Genomic DNA, 18,568 nt, shown 5'->3' on the forward strand with positions numbered 1-18,568 from the left:
CATACCGAACCCGGAAGTTAAGCCTTTCAGCGCCGATGGTACTGCAACCGAGAGGTTGTGGGAGAGTAGGACGCCGCCGGACATACATTGTGGAAGTGGGGTCACCTTCGGGTGGCCCCACTTCTGCGTTTCCCGCGACCAGCCGCTGGTGGCCCATGGCCATCAGCCGTCCACAGGGCACCGTCTGCCGGCGTCCTCCCCAGGCGCCGGGCCGTCGCGGGCGCGGCTGTCGCACCCGACGACGAGGGTCGTCGCAGGAGGTGCACTGTGACGAAGACACAGGACAGCAGAGACGACGATGCCGACGTCGTCGCCAACGAGGTACGACTGGTGGGCCGGATCAGCGGCGAGCCGACGACGGTCGAGCTGCCGAGCGGCGACACGCTCGTGACGTTCCGGATCTCGGTGCCGCGTGGCGCCGCGGCGAAGGGATCGGCGGACCCGCGCGCAAGCGGGCCGGCCAGTGGTTCCGCGGCACGCAGGGTGGACTCGGTGCCTTGCACCGCCTGGGCCGCCCGGCTGCGTCGCAGCATCGCCACCTGGCGCGCGGGGGACCTGGTGGAGGTGACCGGCGCCGTGCGCTGTCGCTTCTACCAGGCGGCCGGAGCGACTCGCTCCCGCGTCGAGGTCGAGGCGACCGCCGCGAGGATCATGCGTCGTTCATCGGCCGCATCATGACGCCCAGGCTGGGCTTGGGCTGGAAGGACGTGGCCTTCTCTGGCAGCAGCCCGCCGGACTCGACGAGTGCGCGCACCTGCTCGAAGTCGGGGCTGGGCAGGAGCACCGCCGGCGCGGTGGGCGACGCAGCCTCGAGCGCCTCCTCGACGCTGTGGTGGTGCTGGATGCGGGTGACCGGCACGGCGAGACCGGCCAGGACCCGGTGATGGAGCCAGGACACGGCGGCCTCGCGCTCCAGCTCGAGCGGTTCCACCGTGCGCCAGGTGTCGCCGTCGGTGATCACCAGGTGCGTGCTGTCGAGCGCGTTCAACGCCTCGTGGCGGTCCTGCGCCGCCACGACCGCGCCAGCCCCCTCCGCCGCCGACGTCAGCTCGTCGACGGAGGTGCCGGGCAGCGTGCGGTGGATCGCGCCGAGGAAGAGCGGTGTGTCGCGCTGGTCGACCAGCATGGCGAGACCGGCGTCCCAGGCGGTGCCCGGGTGCTGCTGCTGCAGGCGCAGGTAGGCGGCGTAGCGGTGGTGCCCGTCGGCGAGCAGGCAGCGGGTCTGGGCCAGCAGGTCGCAGACCGTGGCGATCAGCGCGTCGTCGCGGATCGCCCAGATGCGCTGCCGCTGACCGGTGCGGTCGAGGAAGCGCCAGTCCGGCGCCGTGCGAGCCACCTGCGCGACGATGTCGCGGAGGCCCTGCGGTCCGTCGTGCACGAGCAGGATCGGCGCCGGGTTCAGCTCCATCTGGAGCATGCGGTCGGCGAGCTCGCCGGCCTGCTCCGGGTGGATCGCCTCGTGCGGCCACACCGCTCGGTCAGCGAGGGTCTCCGCGCGCGCCGACACCCGCAGCGCGCCGACGAGACCACGCACCGTCAGCCCGCCGGACGTGTACTCGTGCAGGTAGAGGGCAGGCGCGCTGTCCGCGCTCGCGAGGCCGCGCTCGATCCACTGCGTCAGCCGCGCGGCGACGTCGCGGTAGGGTCGCGCAAGGGCCCGGGCGGAAGCCGGGTCACCCACGCGCGCCGGAGCGAGCATCAGCGCGCGGAACGGGAGGAGCTCCAGCGGCTTCGCCACGTAGGGCGGCACGACGGTGGAGTCCATCGGAGCATCGTAGGGGGACGCTCGTCACGGTCCGGGAAGGGGTGGAGCATGCTCGAGGAGTCCACGACCCCTCTCGTGCAGGCGCACGACCTGGTCATGTTCGACCTCGACGGGGTCGTCTACGTCGGCGGTCACGCCGTCGACGGCGTGGGTGAGCGCATCGACCGCATCCGGCGCACCGGCCGGCACGTCGCGTTCGTGACCAACAACGCCTCGCGCACCCCTGCCCAGGTGGCGCGAAAGCTCCGCGGCGTGGGCGTCGAGGCGACGGCGAGCGACGTGGTGACGTCGGCGCAGGCCGCCGCCCGTCTGCTCGCCGAGCAGCACGGCGCAGGCGCGAGGGTGCTCGTGCTCGGCGGCGAAGGGCTGCGCGTCGCGCTAGTCGACGCGGGCCTCGAACCGGTCACGGACGCCGACGGTGCTGTCGCGGTGGCGAGCGGCTACGGCCCCGACGTCCGGTGGCGCGACATCATGCGGGTGGCGACGCTCGTGCGCAACGGGTTGCCCTACGTGGCCAGCAACGCAGACTTCACGGTTCCGACGCCCGACGGCCTCGCGCCGGGCCACGGTGTGCTCGTCCGGGCGATCACCGGCTTCGCCGGCGTCGCGGCCACGGTCGCCGGCAAGCCGGAGCGGCCCCTCATGGAGGAGACGGTCCGGCGCGTCGGCGGCGAGCGGCCGATCATGGTCGGCGACCGCCTCGACACCGACATCCAGGGCGCGCACGCGGTCGGGATCCCGTCGCTGCTCGTGCTCACCGGAGTGACGTGGCTGGAGGAGCTCGCCGCGGCCGCTCCCGGGCTGAGGCCGACCCACCTGTCGCCGACGCTCGAGGGGCTCTTCGAGCCGCACCCGGTCCCCACGGTCGTCGACCGCGACGTCCGGCTCGGTGGGTGGAACGGAAGGGTCGAGACGGGCCGCCTCCACGTCACCGGTGACGGCGACGACGCCGACTGGTGGCGGGTCGCGGTGACCGCGTGCTGGCTGCACCTCGACGCCACCGGGACGCCGGCCGACGTCTCCGACACGACTCCGCCCGCACCGGTGCGGACGCTGGGCGCCGAGTAGGCTCGCCGCCATGGACGACCGCGACGAGTCGACGTACGCCGAGGGGGCGGGCCCTGTCGGTTCCGGGGGCGCTGCCGCCGCCGGTGCGGGCGCGGCCGACACCGTGGGCGGCTCCGGTCCCCGTCCGGTCGACCACGAGCCCACGGGCGTCGAGGCGGTGGACCGGGTGCTCGCCGAGGTCTCGTCCGTCGTGGACGCGCCGGTCGGCGACCACGTCGCGGTGTTCGAGCGGGCCCACGAGGAGCTGCGGCGCGCGCTCGACGCCCGCCCCGACGCGGCGCGCCCGGGGTCGGGCGCCGACCAGGACGCCTGAGCCGTCGTGCCGCCGAGACGACTGCGCCTGGACCAGGAGCTCGTCCGTCGTGGCCTCGCGCGCTCGCGCGAGCACGCCAGCGAGCTGGTGGCGGCCGGCAGGGTGAGCGTCTCGGGCGCACCGGCGACCAAGCCGGCGACCGGGGTCACGACCGATGTGGCCATCGTGGTGCGCGAGGACCCGACGACGGTGGACTACGTGTCGCGCGGCGGGCACAAGCTCGCCGGCGCCCTCGAGGCCTTCGCCGCCCACGGCCTGCGCGTCGAGGGCAAGCGCTGCCTCGATGCCGGCGCGTCGACGGGCGGGTTCACCGATGTGCTGCTGCGGGCCGGTGCGCGCGAGGTCGTCGCCGTCGACGTCGGCTACGGACAGCTCGCATGGTCGCTGCAGAGCGACGACCGGGTGCAGGTGCACGACCGGACCAACATCCGCGAGCTCACCCTCGACGTCGTGGGGGAGCCCGTGGACCTGGTGGTCGGCGACCTCTCGTTCATCTCCCTTGCCCTGGTGCTCGACCCCCTGCTGTCCTTGACCCGTCCCGACGGCGAGCTGGCGCTGATGGTGAAGCCGCAGTTCGAGGTCGGCAAGGACCGGGTCGGGAAGGGCGGTGTCGTGCGCGACCTGGGCCTGCGCGCCGAGGCCGTCACGACGGTGGCCGAGCTCGCCGCCCAGCGCGGGTGGGGCGCGGTGGCGGTGACGGTGAGCCCGCTCCCGGGACCCTCCGGCAACGTGGAGTTCTTCCTGCTGCTGCGCCGCGGCCCGGCGCACATCGGGGCGGCAGACGTGCGCGCCGAGGTCGAGCGCGCCGCCTCGCTGGGGGTGGCGGGTGAGAGGGTGGAGCAGTGACCACCCAGAGCCCCCCGCGGCGCGTCCTCGTGCTCGCGCACACCGGTCGGACGGACGCACGTGACGTCGCGCGGGCCTGCGTGCAGGCACTCACCACCCAAGGCATCGCCGTCCGGCTGCTCGAGGACGAGGCGGCCGACCTCGGCCTCGAGCCGTGCGACGGGCTCCTGGAGGTCACGCGGCACGACGACGCCCCCGGGGAGGGTTGCGAGCTGGTGCTGGTCATCGGCGGCGACGGGTCGATCCTGCGGGCCGCGGAGCTGACGCGCGAGACCAGCACCCCGTTGCTGGGCGTGAACCTGGGCCACGTCGGGTTCCTGGCCGAGGCCGAGCAGGACCACGTGGACTCCACGATCAGCTCGATCGTCGACCGCGACTACACCGCCGAGGACCGGCTGACCCTGGACGTGCGGGTGCTGGTCGGCAACGACGAGAAGTTCGCGACCTTCGCGCTCAACGAGGCGAGCGTGGAGAAGGCCGCCCGCGAGCGGATGCTCGAGGTGGTCGTGGAGGTCGACGGCCGTCCGCTCTCGAGGTGGGGCTGCGACGGCGTCGTGTGCGCGACCCCGACGGGCTCGACCGCCTACAACTTCAGTGCCGGCGGACCGGTCGTGTGGCCCGAGGTCGAGGCGCTGCTGATGGTGCCGCTGAGTGCGCACGCGCTGTTCGCGCGGCCGATGGTGGTGGCCCCGACCTCGGTGCTCGCCGTCGAGGTGCTGTCCAACACCGAGGGGTCCGGCGTGCTCTGGTGCGACGGCCGCCGTACGGTCGACCTCCCGCCCGGCGCGCGCATCGAGGTGCGCCGCGGGGCCCGTCCGGTGCGGCTCGCGCGCCTGCAGCAGGCGCCGTTCACCGACCGCCTGGTCGCGAAGTTCGACCTGCCGGTCGAGGGCTGGCGGGGCGCCGCCGAGCGCCGGCGCCGCGACGGAGGGGAGAGCGATGCTTGAGGAGCTGCGCATCAGCCAGCTCGGCGTCATCGAGTCGTCCACGCTGGAGCTCGGGCCCGGTCTCACGGTCATCACCGGCGAGACCGGCGCGGGCAAGACGATGGTCGTCACCGCGTTGGGCCTGTTGCTCGGCGGCCGGGCCGACTCGGGTGCCGTGCGCTCGGGCGCCCGGCAGGCGCGGGTCGAGGGCGTGGTGGCGACCGGCTCCCTCACCGGGTTCCGGGAGGCGGTCGAGCAGGTTGGGGGCGAGGTCGAGGACGGCGGCGTCGTGCTGGCGCGCAACGTGGCGGCGCAGGGCCGCTCGCGCGCGTGGGTCGGTGGGGCGTCGGTGCCGGTGACCACGCTGGCCGAGGTGGCCGAGCCGCTGGTGGCGGTGCACGGCCAGTCGGACCAGCACCGGCTGCTCAGGCCCGGGGCGCAGCGCGCCGCCCTGGACCGCTTCGGTGGCGCGGCGCTCGCCGAGACGGCGGCGGCCTACGGCCACCGGTGGGCCGAGCTGGCCGCGACCGAGCGCACGCTCGCCGAGGTCGTGGGCTCGGCGCGCGAGCGGGCGCGCGAGGCCGACCAGCTCAGGTTCGGGCTCGGCGAGGTCGAGGCGGTCGACCCGCGACCGGGCGAGGACGCCGAGCTCGCCGCGGAGGAGACCCGGCTCGGGTTCGCCGACACGCTCCGCACCGCCGCCGAGACCGCGCGCGAGGCCCTGTCGAGCGAGGACGGCTCGACCGACGCGCTGGGCACCACCAGTGCCGCCCGCCAGGCCCTCGACGGCGTGCGCGAGCACGACGCCGCGGCCGGCGAGCTCGCCGACCGGCTCGCCGAGCTCGGCCACCTGCTGGTCGACGTGGCCGGCGACGTGGCCTCCTACGCCGCCTCGCTGGAGACCGACCCGGCCCGCCTGGCGGCCGTGTCGGAGCGGCGGGCGGCGCTCACCGCGCTGACCCGGAAGTACGGCGAGACGATCGACGAGGTGCTGGCCTGGGCCGAGGAGGGCGCCAAGCGTCTGCTCGACCTCGAGGACACCGACGGCCGGATCAGCGAGCTCCAGGCGCGGCGCGACCGGCTGCGGGCCGAGCTGGGTGACCTGGCGTCGACCTTGTCGCGGCAGCGCGCCGCAGCCGCGGAGCGGCTCGGCGCAGCCGTCAGCGACGAGCTCACCTCGCTCGCGATGCCCCATGCCGTCGTCACGGTCGCGGTGACCCAGCAGGAGACCCCCGCCCCGGAGGTGCCGGCGGGTCCGCAGCTGCTCGTCGACGGCCGCTGGGTCCGGGCCAGCGCGCACGGCGTCGACGACGTGGAGCTCCTCCTCGCCGCCAACACGGGCGCCGACCCGCGGCCGCTGCACAAGGGCGCGTCGGGCGGCGAGCTCTCGCGGGTGATGCTCGCGCTCGAGGTGTCGCTGGCCGAGACCGGGTCGGTGCCGACGTTCGTGTTCGACGAGGTCGACGCCGGTGTCGGCGGCAGGGCGGCGATCGAGGTCGGCCGGCGGCTGGCCGCGCTGGCCCGTACCTCCCAGGTCCTGGTCGTGACCCATCTGCCGCAGGTCGCGGCGTACGCCGACCGCCACGTCGTGGTCCACAAGGCGAGCGACGGTTCGGTGACCACCTCCGGGCTGGTCGCCCTGTCCGAGGAGGACCGCGAGCGCGAGCTGTCGCGGATGCTCGCCGGCGTCGAGGACTCCGACAGCGCCCGGGCGCACGCCCGGGAGCTGCTCGACGCCGCCGCGCCCGAGCGGGCGTGCCTCCCCGAGGGGCGGGGTCGCGGCTGAGACCATGGCGCGGTCATGAAGTTCGCAGTCCGCTCCCGCCCAGCCCCCGGCCGCCCCGGCGTCCAGGGCCCCGCCCGGATCCACCGCCGCACGGCCAGCGTCCTCGGTCGTGTGCGCGCCGGTGACGTCGCGGTCCTCGACCACCTCGACATGGACCGCGACACCGCCCAGGCGCTCGTCGACGCCGGCGTCGTCGCGGTGGTCAACGCCGGCCCGATGATCTCGGGCCGGTACCCCAACCTGGGGCCACGACTCCTCGTCGACGCGGGTGTCGTCGTCGTCGACAGCGCCGGCCCCGAGATCTTCGACCGGGTCAAGGACGGCACCCGCCTCCGCATCGACGGGGGAGTGGTGCACGCGGGGGACACGCTGGTCGCGCCAGCCCGCGAGCTCACACCCGACCTGGTCCGCTCCGAGATGGACAAGGCGCGCTCCGGCCTCGCCGCCCAGCTCGAGAGCTTCACCCACAACAGCACCGAGTTCCTCCGGCGCGAGCAGGACCTGCTGCTGCACGGGCACGGGGTGCCGCAGACCGCCACCGAGATGGCCGGGCGACCGGTCGTCGTGGCGGTGCGCTCCCACGGCTGGGAGCAGGAGCTGCGCGGCATCAAGGCGTTCGTCCGCGAGCAGCGTCCGGTGCTCGTCGGCGTCGACCGGGGAGCCGACGCCCTCGCCGGCGCCGGGCACCGGCCCGACGTGGTCGTCGTGACCGGGGGCACCGACGACCTGCCGGCCGCGTCGGTGCTGCGCAAGGCACGCGACGTGGTCGTCCTCGTCGAGCGCGGCGCCCCCCGCAGCGCCACCGAGCAGTTCGAGCGGCTCGGCATCCGTCCCCTGCGCTTCGAGACCACCGCGACCACCGAGGACGCCGCCCTGCTGCTCGCCTCGGCGCGCGAGGCGTCCCTGATCGTCGGCGTCGGGATGCACGCGACCCTCCACGAGTTCCTCGACCGACGCCGCGCCGGCCTCGCCAGCACGTTCCTGACCCGCCTCAAGCTCGGCCCCGACCTCGTCGACGCCGCCGCCGTGCCGCGCCTGTACGACGGCGCGGTGCGCCCGCGCCACCTGGCCGGCGCGCTCGCGGCGGGCGTGCTCACCCTTGCGGCGGCCGTCAGCGTGACCCCGGCCGGCCAGCAGTGGGTCGACGAGGCCTCGCCGGCCGTCACCCGCACCACGTCCGACCTGATCGACAACGTCCGAGGAATCCTCCCGTGATCACCCTGCGCCACCACGTCCTGACCATCGTCGCCGTCTTCCTCGCGCTGGCCGCCGGGATCGTGCTCGGCGGCGGTCCGCTCTCCGACGTCGGAGCGACGGTCGCGACCTCCCGGAGCGACACCGACGCTCCGCCCGCCGAGGACCGCTCGGGCACCGACTACACCGAGAGCTTCGTCTCCACCCTCGGCCCGTCGGTCGTCGCGGACCGGCTCGCCGAGCGCTCCGTCGCCCTCGTGACGGTCCCCGGCGCCGACGAGCAGGTCGTCACGGCGCTCGCCGGGCAGGTCGAGGCCGCAGGCGGGACCGTCAGCGCTCGCTACGACCTCACCGAGGACATCGTGGACCCCGGCCAGAAGTCGCTGGTCGACACGCTCGGCAGCCAGCTGCTCACCCAGCAGGCCGACGGCGACGTCGCCCCCGACGCGTCGACGTACGACCGGGTCGGGCAGCTGCTCGGCCTCGCGATCGCCACGAAGGAGCCCGAGGGCCAGGAGGTCAACGGCAAGGCCCGCGCCGTGCTCGACGCGGTCACCGGCGCCGGCCTGGTCGAGGGGCCCGACGAGGTCCCGCAGCGCTCGCCGCTCGTGCTGGTGGTCCTCGGGACGGACGCCGGTGACGAGGGGTCCGACGCGATCCTCGCCGGACTCGCCCAGGGTCTGGGCGCCCAGGCCCTCGGGGTGGTCGTCGCCGGGACGACCCAGGACGGCCGGTCCGGGCAGCTGACCCGCTTCCGGGCCGACCCGGCCACCGCGGGGGTGGCCACCCTCGACGGCGTCGACACCGTGGCCGGCCGGATCGCCACGACGCTCCTCCTGCAGCGCTCGCTCAGCACCCAGGGCGGCGCCTTCGGTGCGGCGGGTGCCGACGGACCCGTCCCCCTCGGGTAGGATCGAAGTCCGTGAAGAGCCGTACGCCGACCAAGCACGTATTCGTGACCGGGGGCGTCGCCTCCTCCCTCGGCAAGGGGCTCACCGCCTCCAGCCTGGGCAACCTGCTGAAGGCGCGCGGACTGCGCGTGACCATGCAGAAGCTGGATCCCTACCTCAACGTGGATCCCGGCACGATGAACCCGTTCCAGCACGGCGAGGTCTTCGTGACCAACGACGGCGCGGAGACCGACCTCGACATCGGTCACTACGAGCGGTTCCTCGACACCGACCTCAACCAGGTCGCCAACGTCACCACCGGTCAGGTGTACTCCCGGGTGATCGCCAAGGAGCGGCGGGGCGACTACCTCGGGGACACCGTGCAGGTGATCCCGCACATCACCAACGAGATCAAGGACCGCATCCTCGCGATGGGCGGGCCCGACATCGACGTGGTGATCACCGAGGTCGGCGGGACGGTCGGCGACATCGAGTCGCTGCCGTTCCTCGAGGCGGCGCGGCAGACCCGCCACGAGATCGGCCGGGACAACTGCTTCTTCATCCACGTCTCGCTGGTGCCCTACATCGGCCCGTCCGGTGAGCTGAAGACCAAGCCCACGCAGCACTCCGTCGCCGCGCTCCGCTCGATCGGCATCCAGCCCGACGCGATCGTGTGCCGTGCGGACCGCGAGCTGCCCGAGGGCATCAAGCGCAAGATCGCGCTGATGTGCGACGTCGACGACGAGGCGGTCGTCACCGCCGCGGACGCCCCGTCGATCTACGACATCCCCAAGGTGCTGCACCGCGAGGGCCTCGACGCCTACGTGGTGCGCCGCCTCGACCTGCCGTTCCGCGACGTCGACTGGACCGACTGGGACGACCTGCTCCGCCGCGTGCACCACCCCACCGAGGACGTCACGGTCGCGCTGGTCGGCAAGTACATCGACCTGCCCGACGCCTACCTCTCCGTCAGCGAGGCGCTGCGCGCGGGCGGCTTCGCCCACGACGCCAAGGTCCACATCCGCTGGGTCGCCTCCGACGAGTGCCAGACCGAGGCGGGCGCGGCCAGGCACCTCTCGGACGTCGACGCGGTGCTGGTGCCCGGCGGCTTCGGGGTGCGCGGCATCGAGGGCAAGCTCGGCGCCCTGCACTACACCCGCACGCACGGCATCCCGACGCTCGGGCTGTGCCTGGGGCTGCAGTGCATGGTGATCGAGTACGCCCGCAACGTCGCCGGGCTGACGAAGGCGGGGTCGACCGAGTTCGACCCCGACACCGTCGAGCCGGTCATCGCCACGATCGAGGAGCAGAAGAAGTACGTCGAGGGCGCGGGCGACCTGGGCGGCACGATGCGGCTGGGCCTGCAGAAGGCCGACCTCGCCGAGGGCAGCGTGGTGCGGGCGACGTACGGCGCGGCCACCATCGAGGAACGGCACCGCCACCGCTACGAGTTCAACGACGCCTACCGCGAGACGCTCGCCCGGGCGGGCCTGGTGTTCTCCGGCGTCAACCCCGAGCTGGGGCTGGTGGAGTTCGTCGAGCTGCCGGCCGACGTGCACCCCTACTACGTCGCCACGCAGGCCCACCCCGAGCTCCGCTCGCGCCCGACCCGACCGCACCCGCTGTTCGCCGGTCTCGTCGGTGCCGCCATCGAGCGGCAGCGCTCCGAGCGCTTCCCTCTCGACGAGTCGGGGCTGCGCCGCCGCGACGACGCCGCCGAGGACTGACGTCCCCGGCTTAGGACCTGGGTCGGAGCCGGGTCAGAGCCGGCGCGCCCTGAGGATGCGGCCGAGCACGAACGAGTTCGACCGCAGCTGGTTGCGCGCGTAGGCCATGAGCCGGGTGTCCTCGGCGGCTGCCTCGGCGGCGGCGAGGAAGTCCTCGTCGCCGGCACCGAGCGGGTACATCGCCCGGATGGTCAGGCCCTGGTTGAGCAGGCCGCCCTTGAGCGTGTGCAGCTCCTCGAGGTAGCGGTGCGCGAACGGCGCGAGCAGCTCGGCCTGGCGCGGGCGCCAGAACGTCGAGCCGAGCACGAGCGTCTCGCGGCTGGCGGGCACGGCGTAGTCGACGAAGAACGCCCGCCACACCTCCTCCTTGGCCTCCACGCTCGGGTGCGCCGCGAGGACCGCCAGGCGGCGCATGCCGGCGTCGGGATCGGGGTCGGACTCGAGCAGCCGAGCCACCGCGTCCTCGTCGTAGTCACCGAGCTCGGAGCGCCGCACGGCCATCCGCCACGCGAGGTCGAGGTCGGTCGCCTGCTCCGCAGCGGCCTCGAGCACCGACCAGTGCGCCTCGGTGGACGCCGACGCGGCGAGCGTGCGCAGCGCGGCCTGCTTGGCGTCGGTCAGCTCCACGAGCCCGACGACGGCGTCAGCCAGGGTGCTGAGCAGGCCGGGGGACTCCGGGGCGGGCGCCCAGCGGTCCGCGACCTGCAGGGCCTGCGCGAGGAACGGCTCGACGAGCGCGGGGCTGGTCTCGGTGGACAGCGCACGGGTGAGCGAGGCGGCGACGTCGCGCGGCGCCACGTCGCCGAGCAGCAGGAGCTGCCCCGCCGTGGCCGCGACGAGCGCCCGGTCGAGCGGGTCCGCCAGCTGCTGCACCCGCTCGAGCATCGCGGTCAGCGACGCGGGATCGGGCTTCACCGCGGCGAAGGTGTGGTCGCCGGCGTTCACCAGGCGAAGCCCCCCGGCGGGCAGGTCGACCGGGGTCCGCCGGCCCGCGACCTCGTGCGACGTGCGGCCCACGGGGACGAGGTCCTCGCCGGAGGTGTCGAACACGGCGACGTCGAGCCGGTGCGGGCGCGGCTCCTGGTCGTCGGCGGGCTCCACCACGAGCTCGTCGCCCACCAGCGAGATGACGTCGGTGCCCGCCTCGTCGAGCCACGCCCTCGTCCACGCGGACAGGTCGCGGCCGGCCGCGCGGGAGTAGCAGTCCATGAGGTCGTCGAGCCGGGTGTTGGCGTAGGCGTAGCGGCTGAAGTAGTCACGCAGGCCCTCCACGAAGGCCTCCTCGCCGATGTAGGCGACGAGCTGGTGCAGGACGCTCTGGCCCTTGACGTAGGTGATCGCGTCGAAGTTGGACATCGCGGCCGACACGTCCGGGACGTCGCTGCGGATGGGGTGCCGCGCCGGGCTCATGTCCATCTCGTACGCGGTGCGCTTGGACGCGGCGAGGAACGTCGCCCACTGCTCGGTGAACTCGGTCGCGCGGGCCATGCCCCAGTTGGCCGCCCACGACGCGAAGGCCTCGTTGAGCCAGAGGTCGTCCCACCACTGCATCGTCACCAGGTCGCCGAACCACATGTGGGCCATCTCGTGCAGGACGAACTCGGCGCGCACCGCACGCTGGGCGTGCGTCGGGGGAGTGCGGAACAGCTGGCCGTCGCCGTAGGTCACGCACCCCCAGTTCTCCATCGCACCGCCGAGGTTGGGCACGAAGACCTGGTCGTAGCGCTCCTGGGGGAACGGGAAGCCGAAGCGCTCCCCGAAGAAGGCCAGGCCCTGCCGGGTCAGCGTCACGAGCTCGTCGACGTCGCGTTCCAGCACGGGCGCGAGCGACTGGCGGCAGTAGAACCCGAGGTCGTGGCCGTCGTGCCGTCGGCGCACCTCGTGGAAGGGACCGGCGTTGACCACGACGACGTACGTCGACAGGCGGGGGGTGTCGGGGAAGGTCCACACCCGCGCGTCGGCCGCGTCGGCGTCCTCGACCGACTCCGGCGCGCCGTTGGAGGTCACCAGCCACGACGAGGGGGCGGTGACGACGAAGCGGTGCGGCGCCTTGAGGTCGGGCTGGTCGAAGCACGCCCACACGCGCCGTGCCTCGTCGGGCTCGAGGCTGGTCCACACGTAGACCAGCTTGTCGGTGGGGTCGACCGTGCGGAGGATGCCCTCACCGGTGCCGGTGTTGGTGGTGCTGGCCTCGACGACCAGGACGTTGTCGGCCGACAGCGGGGGCAGCGGCAGGCGGCCGTCGGCGGCCGCGGAGACGTCGACCGGCTGACCATTGAGCGTCGCGCTCCTGACGTCCATGGCGACGTCGACGAAGGTCGTGGCGCCGGGCTCGGAGCAGGTGAAGGCGATCGTGCTCACCGACGACCACACCTCGTCCTCGAGCAGGCCGGTCATGTCGACGGCGATGTCGTAGCGCTGGACCTCGAGGAGCGAGGACCGCGCGGCGGCTTCGGACTTGGTGAGGGTCGACAACGTCATAGGGGCGACCGTACTCATCGTGTCCATTCGCTAGCGTTCGAGGCATGCCCGATGCGCACGAGGACCGCCCCGCCGCACCGATCGCCGACCGGCCGATGTCGTGGCCGGTCGTGTCCAGCCGCGACCTGCACCGCGACGACTGGGTCGTCGCCCTCCGGGAGGACCGGATCACCCGCCCCGGGCACTCCGAGCAGTTCACCCGGCTCAGCCTCGAGCACCCCGGCGCCGTCGTCGTCCTGGCGGTCGACGAGGAGGAGCGGGTGGTCTGCCTGCGGCAGTACCGCCACACCACCCAGCACGAGTTCGTCGAGCTCCCCGCCGGGCTGCGCGACGCCGGGGACGAGCCGGCCGTGGAGACGGCGAAGCGCGAGCTGCGCGAGGAGGTCGAGCTCGAGGCCGCGCACTGGCGGCCGCTGCTGAGCACGTACGCCAGTGCCGGGATCACCGACGAGGTCCACGAGATCTTCCTCGCCCGTGGCCTCACCCACGCGCCGCGCGGGGACTTCGAGATGCGCCACGAGGAGGCCGAGATGGAGCACTTCTGGGTGCCCATGGCCGACCTGCTCGACGCCGTGCTGGAGGGCCGGGTGCGGCAGGGTCCGCTGGTGCAGGCGGTGCTCGCCTACGAGGTGCACCGGCAGCGCGGCACCCTGGAGGCGGGGTAGGCGCCGCCGGGAGTAGTCTCGCTCCCGCTGTGAGGCGAGCCACACCGTGGTGGCCCCCTGACCCCTGAGGAGCAAGGCATGAAGGTCGGCGTACCCAAGGAAGTCAAGAACCGCGAGTACCGCGTGGCCCTGACCCCCATCGGCGTGCACGAGCTGGTCCAGCACGGTCACGAGGTGTTCGTGCAGGCGACGGCGGGCGCCGGCTCGCTCATCCCCGACGAGGAGTACGTCGCCGCGGGCGCCACGATGCTCGACACGGCCGACGACGTGTGGGGCACCGCCGACATGGTGCTGAAGGTCAAGGAGCCGATCGCCGAGGAGTACGACCGGATGCGGGAGGGCCAGACCCTCTTCACCTACCTCCACCTCGCCGCCGACAAGCCGCTGACCGAGGAGCTGATGGCGCGCAAGGTCACCGCCATCGCGTACGAGACCGTGCAGCTGCCCTCGGGCGGGCTGCCGCTGCTCTACCCGATGTCGGAGGTCGCCGGCTGCCTCGCGCCCCAGGTCGGCGCCCACGCCCTGCTCAAGGCCAACGGCGGCCGCGGCGTGCTGATGGGCGGCGTCGGCGGGGTCGCCAACGCCAAGGTCGTCATCATCGGAGCCGGTGTGTCGGGCCAGAACGCCGCCAACATCGCCCTCGGCATGGGCGCCGACGTGACCCTGCTCGACACCGACCTCGACAAGCTGCGCATGTCGTTCTGGCGCTACAACAACCGGGTGCACGGCCTGGCGTCGTCGAAGCTCGCCATCGAGCAGCAGGTCATGGAGGCCGACATGGTGATCGGCGCGGTGCTGATCCCGGGCGCGGCCGCGCCGAAGCTGGTCAGCAACGACCTCGTGTCGCGGATGAAGCCGGGCTCGGTGCTCGTCGACATCGCGATCGACCAGGGCGGCTGCTTCGAGGACTCCCACGCCACCACCCACGACGACCCGACCTACGAGGTCCACGACTCGGTGTTCTACTGCGTGGCCAACATGCCCGGGGCGGTGCCCAACACCTCGACGTACGCGCTCACGAACGCGACGCTGCCCTATGCCGTGGCGCTGGCCGACAAGGGCTGGGAGCAGGCGCTGCGCGACGACAGGAGCCTCGCGCTCGGCCTCAACACCCACGCGGGACAGCTGACCAACGCTCCCGTCGGCGAGGCGGTCGGCATCGAGTCGGTGGGCCTCGACACCGTCCTGGGCTGAGCGCCGGATGACCTCGGGGGTGGCGCTGGGCCGGGCCGTGCGCACGTACCTCGACCACCTCGCGGTCGAGCGCGGCCTCGCTGCCAACACGCTCAGCTCCTACACCCGTGACCTCGGCCGCTACGCCGAGTTCCTGGCCTCCCAGGGGATCGACGACCTCGACGCGGTCAGCGAGGCGACGGTGGCGGCCTTCCTCGTGAGCCTGCGAGAGGGCGGCGAGGCACACCCGCCGCTGAGCGCGACGTCGGCCGCGCGGACGGTCGTGGCCGTACGAGGCTTCCACAAGTTCGCCGTGTCCGACGGCCTCGCCGCGGCCGACCCGGCTGCCGCGGTGAAGCCGCCGACGCCGGCCAAGCGGCTTCCCAAGGCCCTGCCGCTCGCGGACGTCGAGGCGATCCTCGACGCGGCCGGGGCCCCGGACACGCCGCTCGCGCTGCGCGACCGGGCGCTGCTGGAGCTGCTCTACGGCACGGGCGCACGGATCTCCGAGGCGGTCGGCCTCGACGTCGACGACCTCGACCCGGTCGACGGCACCGTCCTGCTGAGCGGCAAGGGCGGCAAGGAGCGGCTCGTCCCGGTCGGCGGGTACGCCCGCGAGGCCGTGGCGGCGTACCTGACCCGCGCCCGCCCCGACCTCGTCGGGACCGGCCGCGGGGGGCCGGCGATGTTCCTCAACTCGCGCGGCGGCCGGCTCTCGCGGCAGAGCGCCTGGGCGGTGCTGGTGAAGGCCGCCGAGCGGGCCGGCGTGACGGCGTCGGTGTCGCCCCACACGCTGCGCCACTCCTTCGCCACGCACCTCCTCGACGGTGGCGCGGACGTGCGCGTGGTGCAGGAGCTGCTCGGCCACGCGTCGGTCACCACGACGCAGGTCTACACGCTGGTCACCGTCGACAACCTGCGGGAGGTCTTCGCGACGGCCCACCCGCGGGCGCAGGGGTGACCACCGCCCGGGCCCGCGGTCGTGGTCGTCGAGCCGGCGGTTGCGCGCCGCCTCCGCGCCTGGGACCGGCGGGTGGTTGGATCGACGCATGCCGGCTGCAGCGCGCCTCGACACGAGGGTCCCCACAGGCGCCGACCCGGACGCGGTGTACGACGCCTTCACCGGCTGGGTGAGCGACCAGGGGCTCGACCTCTACCCGCACCAGGACGAGGCCGTGATCGAGCTGCTCGGCGGCAACCACGTGGTCCTGGCGACGCCGACCGGGTCCGGCAAGTCGCTGGTCGCCATCGGGGCGCACGTGGCCGCGATGGCCCGCGACGAGGTCAGCTTCTACACCGCCCCCATCAAGGCGCTGGTGAGCGAGAAGTTCTTCGCGCTCATCGAGGTCTTCGGGGCCGACAACGTCGGGATGCTCACCGGTGACGCCGCGGTCAACCCGGACGCCCCGATCATCTGCTGCACCGCGGAGGTGCTCGCCAACATCGCGCTGCGCGAGGGCCGCTCGGCCGACGTGGGGCTCGTCGTGATGGACGAGTTCCACTTCTACTCCGAGGGCGACCGCGGGTGGGCCTGGCAGGTGCCGCTGCTCGAGCTCGTGGACGCGCAGTTCCTGCTGATGTCGGCCACCCTGGGTGACGTCTCGTTCTTCATTGAGGACCTGTTGCGGCGCACGGGGCGGGACACCGCTGTCGTCGACGACGCCGAGCGCCCCGTGCCGTTGAGCTTCCGCTGGTCGATGGAGCCGCTGGACGACACCCTCGAGGAGCTCGTCGTCACGGGTCAGGACCCGGTCTACGTCGTGCACTTCACGCAGGCGGCCGCGGTCGAGCACGCCACCAACCTCCTGCGGCACCCGCCTGCCAAGGTCGACAAGGACGCGATCGCCGAGCGGATCGGTGCGTTCCGCTTCGGTGCCGGCTTCGGCAAGACCCTGTCGCGGCTGGTGCGCAACGGGATCGGCGTCCACCACGCGGGCATGCTGCCGAAGTACCGCCGGCTGGTCGAGACGCTCGCCCAGGCCGGGCTGCTGCGGATCATCTGCGGCACCGACACGCTGGGGGTCGGCATCAACGTGCCGATCCGCACGGTGCTCTTCACCGGCCTCGCGAAGTTCGACGGGAACAGGCAGCGGGTGCTGCGGACGCGGGAGTTCCAGCAGATCGCCGGCCGGGCCGGGCGTGCCGGCTACGACACCGCGGGGTACGTCGTGGTCCAGGCGCCGGAGCACGTCATCGAGAACGAGCAGGCCAAGGCCAAGGCGGCGGCGCGTGTCGCGGCCGGGAGGAAGAAGTCCAAGGCGCAGCTCAAGAAGGCGCCCGAGGGCACGGTCGTGTGGACCGAGCAGACCTTCGACAAGCTGGTCGCCGGTGTGCCGGAGCGGTTGACGAGCCGGATGAAGGTGGACAACGCGATGCTGGTCAACGTCGTCTCCCGCGAGGAGGACGCGTTCGCGGTGATGCGCCGGCTGACCACCGACAACCACGAGGACCCCCGCGGCCGCGCGCGCCTGGCCCGTCGCGCGCTGCGGCTCGCGCGGTCCCTCGTCCGCACCGGCATCATCACCCGCCTCGACGAGCCCGACGAGCACGGCCGGCGCTATGTGCTGACCCTCGACCTGCCCGAGGACTTCGCGCTCAACCAGCCGCTGGCGCACTTCGCGCTGGCCGCCTTCGACGTGCTCGACCCGGAGTCCGAGACGTACGGCCTCGACGTGGTCTCGGTGGTGGAGGCCGTCCTCGAGGCGCCGCGCCAGATCCTGATGGCCCAGCAGCACGCCGCCCGCGGCGCGGCGATCGCCGAGATGAAGGCCGACGGCCTCGAGTACGACGAACGGATGGCGCTGCTGGAGGAGATCACCTGGCCGCAGCCGCTGCGCGAGCTCCTCGAGGCCCTCTACGCCACCTACCGCGAGACCCACCCGTGGCTTCCCGACGACGCCCTCGGGCCGAAGTCGGTCGTGCGCGAGATGTGGGAGGACGGCATGGGGTTCACCGACTTCGTCGGTCGCTACCAGCTGGCCCGCTCCGAGGGACTCGTGCTGCGCTACCTCACCGACGCCTACCGCACCCTGAGGCAGACGGTGCCGGAGGCGCACCGCTCACCCGAGGTCGACGACGTGATCGAGTGGCTGGGCGAGACCGTGCGGCAGACCGACTCCTCGCTGCTGGACGAGTGGGAGGCGTTGTCGGACCCCGACCACGCACCCAGTGCGGTCGCGCACCACGAGCCGCCGCCCCCGCCGCGGCCCCTCTCCCGGCAGGAGCGGCCCTTCCGCGTCATGCTCCGCAACGCGATGTGGGCGCGCGTCGAGGCCGTCGCACGCGACGACCTCGACGGGCTGGTCCGTCTCGAGCGCGCCGCTGCCGACCGCACCGACCCGCCTCGCCGGGTCGTCGTCGGCCGCTCCGTGTGGGACGCCGCCCTGGAGGACTACTACGCCGAGCACGACACGGTCCTGACCGACGCCGACGCCCGCGGCCCCGACCTGCTGGTCGTGGGGGAGGAGCGGACCGGCGAGGCCGTCGGCGCCGAGGACGGCACGACGGCGCGGCTGCGCGACGTACGCCAGACCCTCCACGACCCCGAGGGGCACCACGACTGGGTCATCGAGGCCGTCGTCGACTGCGACGCGACCGACGAGGCCGGCGAGCTCGTGCTCGCGACGGTCGCCATGAGACGTCTCGGCTGATCGCCACGCCGGGCGCCCCAGCCCTCTCTCCGCGCCGGTCCTCGGAGGTCCGACGTCCCCGATTTTGGGGGAGCGGAGGGCGGA

At 73.5% G+C, this 18,568-nt stretch carries 15 protein-coding genes and 1 rRNA gene; 14 read left to right on the forward strand and 2 right to left on the reverse strand.

What is annotated here, in order from left to right; genetic code table 11:
* A 5S ribosomal RNA gene (rrf, locus tag J3P38_RS10985) occupies positions 1–82 on the forward strand; the annotation flags it as partial.
* Positions 83–267: 185 nt separating this feature from the next.
* A complete protein-coding gene (locus J3P38_RS10990; RefSeq protein WP_210503688.1) occupies positions 268–678 on the forward strand; it encodes a single-stranded DNA-binding protein in 411 nt (136 codons plus the stop codon).
* On the opposite strand, the gene J3P38_RS10995 is transcribed toward J3P38_RS10990, so the two are convergent.
* Positions 650–1,765, reverse strand: a complete 1,116-nt coding sequence (locus J3P38_RS10995; protein WP_210503689.1) for a DUF1015 family protein — start codon at positions 1,763–1,765, stop codon at positions 650–652. The genes J3P38_RS10990 and J3P38_RS10995 overlap by 29 nt on opposite strands.
* A gap of 48 nt (positions 1,766–1,813) precedes the next feature.
* Here J3P38_RS10995 and J3P38_RS11000 point away from each other — a divergent pair, with 48 nt between their 5' ends.
* Genes J3P38_RS11000 through J3P38_RS11035 form a run of 8 tightly spaced genes read left to right on the forward strand, consistent with a single transcriptional unit; the run spans position 1,814 to position 10,515 of the window.
* Positions 1,814–2,833 (forward strand): HAD-IIA family hydrolase, encoded by a 1,020-nt coding sequence (locus J3P38_RS11000; RefSeq protein ID WP_246856044.1) that lies wholly within the window; start codon positions 1,814–1,816, stop codon positions 2,831–2,833.
* A 10-nt stretch (positions 2,834–2,843) separates the two neighbouring features.
* Positions 2,844–3,146, forward strand: a complete 303-nt coding sequence (locus tag J3P38_RS11005) for a hypothetical protein (protein WP_210503690.1) — start codon at positions 2,844–2,846, stop codon at positions 3,144–3,146.
* Positions 3,147–3,152: 6 nt separating this feature from the next.
* On the forward strand, positions 3,153–3,992 hold the full coding sequence (locus J3P38_RS11010) for a TlyA family RNA methyltransferase (protein WP_210503691.1): 840 nt from the start codon (positions 3,153–3,155) through the stop codon (positions 3,990–3,992).
* Entirely contained in the window at positions 3,989–4,939 is a 951-nt protein-coding gene (locus J3P38_RS11015) for an NAD kinase (RefSeq protein WP_210503692.1), read from the forward strand. Before J3P38_RS11010 ends, J3P38_RS11015 begins: the two co-directional genes overlap by 4 nt.
* On the forward strand, positions 4,932–6,704 hold the full coding sequence (gene recN / locus J3P38_RS11020) for a DNA repair protein RecN (protein ID WP_210503693.1): 1,773 nt from the start codon (positions 4,932–4,934) through the stop codon (positions 6,702–6,704). The genes J3P38_RS11015 and recN overlap by 8 nt, the downstream gene beginning before the upstream one ends.
* A gap of 15 nt (positions 6,705–6,719) precedes the next feature.
* On the forward strand, positions 6,720–7,919 hold the full coding sequence (gene steA, locus J3P38_RS11025) for a putative cytokinetic ring protein SteA (RefSeq protein WP_210503694.1): 1,200 nt from the start codon (positions 6,720–6,722) through the stop codon (positions 7,917–7,919).
* Positions 7,916–8,809, forward strand: coding sequence for a copper transporter (locus tag J3P38_RS11030; RefSeq protein WP_210503695.1), 894 nt, complete (start codon positions 7,916–7,918; stop codon positions 8,807–8,809). Before steA ends, J3P38_RS11030 begins: the two co-directional genes overlap by 4 nt.
* Positions 8,810–8,820: 11 nt before the next feature.
* The gene (locus J3P38_RS11035; RefSeq protein ID WP_210440851.1) at positions 8,821–10,515 is read left to right on the forward strand and encodes a CTP synthase; all 1,695 of its coding nucleotides are present in this window, start codon (positions 8,821–8,823) and stop codon (positions 10,513–10,515) included.
* A 33-nt stretch (positions 10,516–10,548) separates the two neighbouring features.
* On the opposite strand, the gene pepN is transcribed toward J3P38_RS11035, so the two are convergent.
* The gene (pepN, locus tag J3P38_RS11040; protein ID WP_210503696.1) at positions 10,549–12,996 is read right to left on the reverse strand and encodes an aminopeptidase N; all 2,448 of its coding nucleotides are present in this window, start codon (positions 12,994–12,996) and stop codon (positions 10,549–10,551) included.
* A gap of 44 nt (positions 12,997–13,040) precedes the next feature.
* Between pepN and J3P38_RS11045 the strand changes: the two genes are divergently transcribed.
* The 4 genes from J3P38_RS11045 (at position 13,041) to J3P38_RS11060 (ending at position 18,484) form a co-directional block, all read left to right on the forward strand.
* On the forward strand, positions 13,041–13,661 hold the full coding sequence (locus J3P38_RS11045; protein ID WP_210503697.1) for an NUDIX domain-containing protein: 621 nt from the start codon (positions 13,041–13,043) through the stop codon (positions 13,659–13,661).
* Between the two features lie 78 nt (positions 13,662–13,739).
* Positions 13,740–14,855, forward strand: a complete 1,116-nt coding sequence (ald, locus tag J3P38_RS11050; RefSeq protein ID WP_210503698.1) for an alanine dehydrogenase — start codon at positions 13,740–13,742, stop codon at positions 14,853–14,855.
* Positions 14,856–14,862: 7 nt separating this feature from the next.
* On the forward strand, positions 14,863–15,795 hold the full coding sequence (gene xerD, locus J3P38_RS11055; protein WP_210503699.1) for a site-specific tyrosine recombinase XerD: 933 nt from the start codon (positions 14,863–14,865) through the stop codon (positions 15,793–15,795).
* 88 nt (positions 15,796–15,883) lie between these two features.
* On the forward strand, positions 15,884–18,484 hold the full coding sequence (locus J3P38_RS11060) for a DEAD/DEAH box helicase (RefSeq protein WP_210503700.1): 2,601 nt from the start codon (positions 15,884–15,886) through the stop codon (positions 18,482–18,484).
* The last annotated feature ends 84 nt before the right edge of the window (positions 18,485–18,568 follow it).

Origin of the sequence: Nocardioides xinjiangensis, assembly GCF_017916455.1 — a bacterium.
In the GTDB taxonomy this organism is placed as follows: Bacteria; Actinomycetota; Actinomycetes; order Propionibacteriales; family Nocardioidaceae; genus Nocardioides; species Nocardioides xinjiangensis.

Bases quoted from the DNA above. Each gene is read 5' to 3' on its own strand.
- J3P38_RS11045 (WP_210503697.1), top strand. From the start codon at position 13,041: ATGCCCGATGCGCACGAGGACCGCCCCGCCGCACCGATCGCCGACCGG.
- J3P38_RS11000 (WP_246856044.1), top strand. From the start codon at position 1,814: ATGCTCGAGGAGTCCACGACCCCTCTCGTGCAGGCGCACGACCTGGTC.
- J3P38_RS11060 (WP_210503700.1), top strand. From the start codon at position 15,884: ATGCCGGCTGCAGCGCGCCTCGACACGAGGGTCCCCACAGGCGCCGAC.
- J3P38_RS10995 (WP_210503689.1), bottom strand. From the start codon at position 1,765: ATGGACTCCACCGTCGTGCCGCCCTACGTGGCGAAGCCGCTGGAGCTC.
- steA (WP_210503694.1), top strand. From the start codon at position 6,720: ATGAAGTTCGCAGTCCGCTCCCGCCCAGCCCCCGGCCGCCCCGGCGTC.
- ald (WP_210503698.1), top strand. From the start codon at position 13,740: ATGAAGGTCGGCGTACCCAAGGAAGTCAAGAACCGCGAGTACCGCGTG.
- J3P38_RS11005 (WP_210503690.1), top strand. From the start codon at position 2,844: ATGGACGACCGCGACGAGTCGACGTACGCCGAGGGGGCGGGCCCTGTC.
- pepN (WP_210503696.1), bottom strand. From the start codon at position 12,996: ATGACGTTGTCGACCCTCACCAAGTCCGAAGCCGCCGCGCGGTCCTCG.
- recN (WP_210503693.1), top strand. From the start codon at position 4,932: ATGCTTGAGGAGCTGCGCATCAGCCAGCTCGGCGTCATCGAGTCGTCC.
- xerD (WP_210503699.1), top strand. From the start codon at position 14,863: ATGACCTCGGGGGTGGCGCTGGGCCGGGCCGTGCGCACGTACCTCGAC.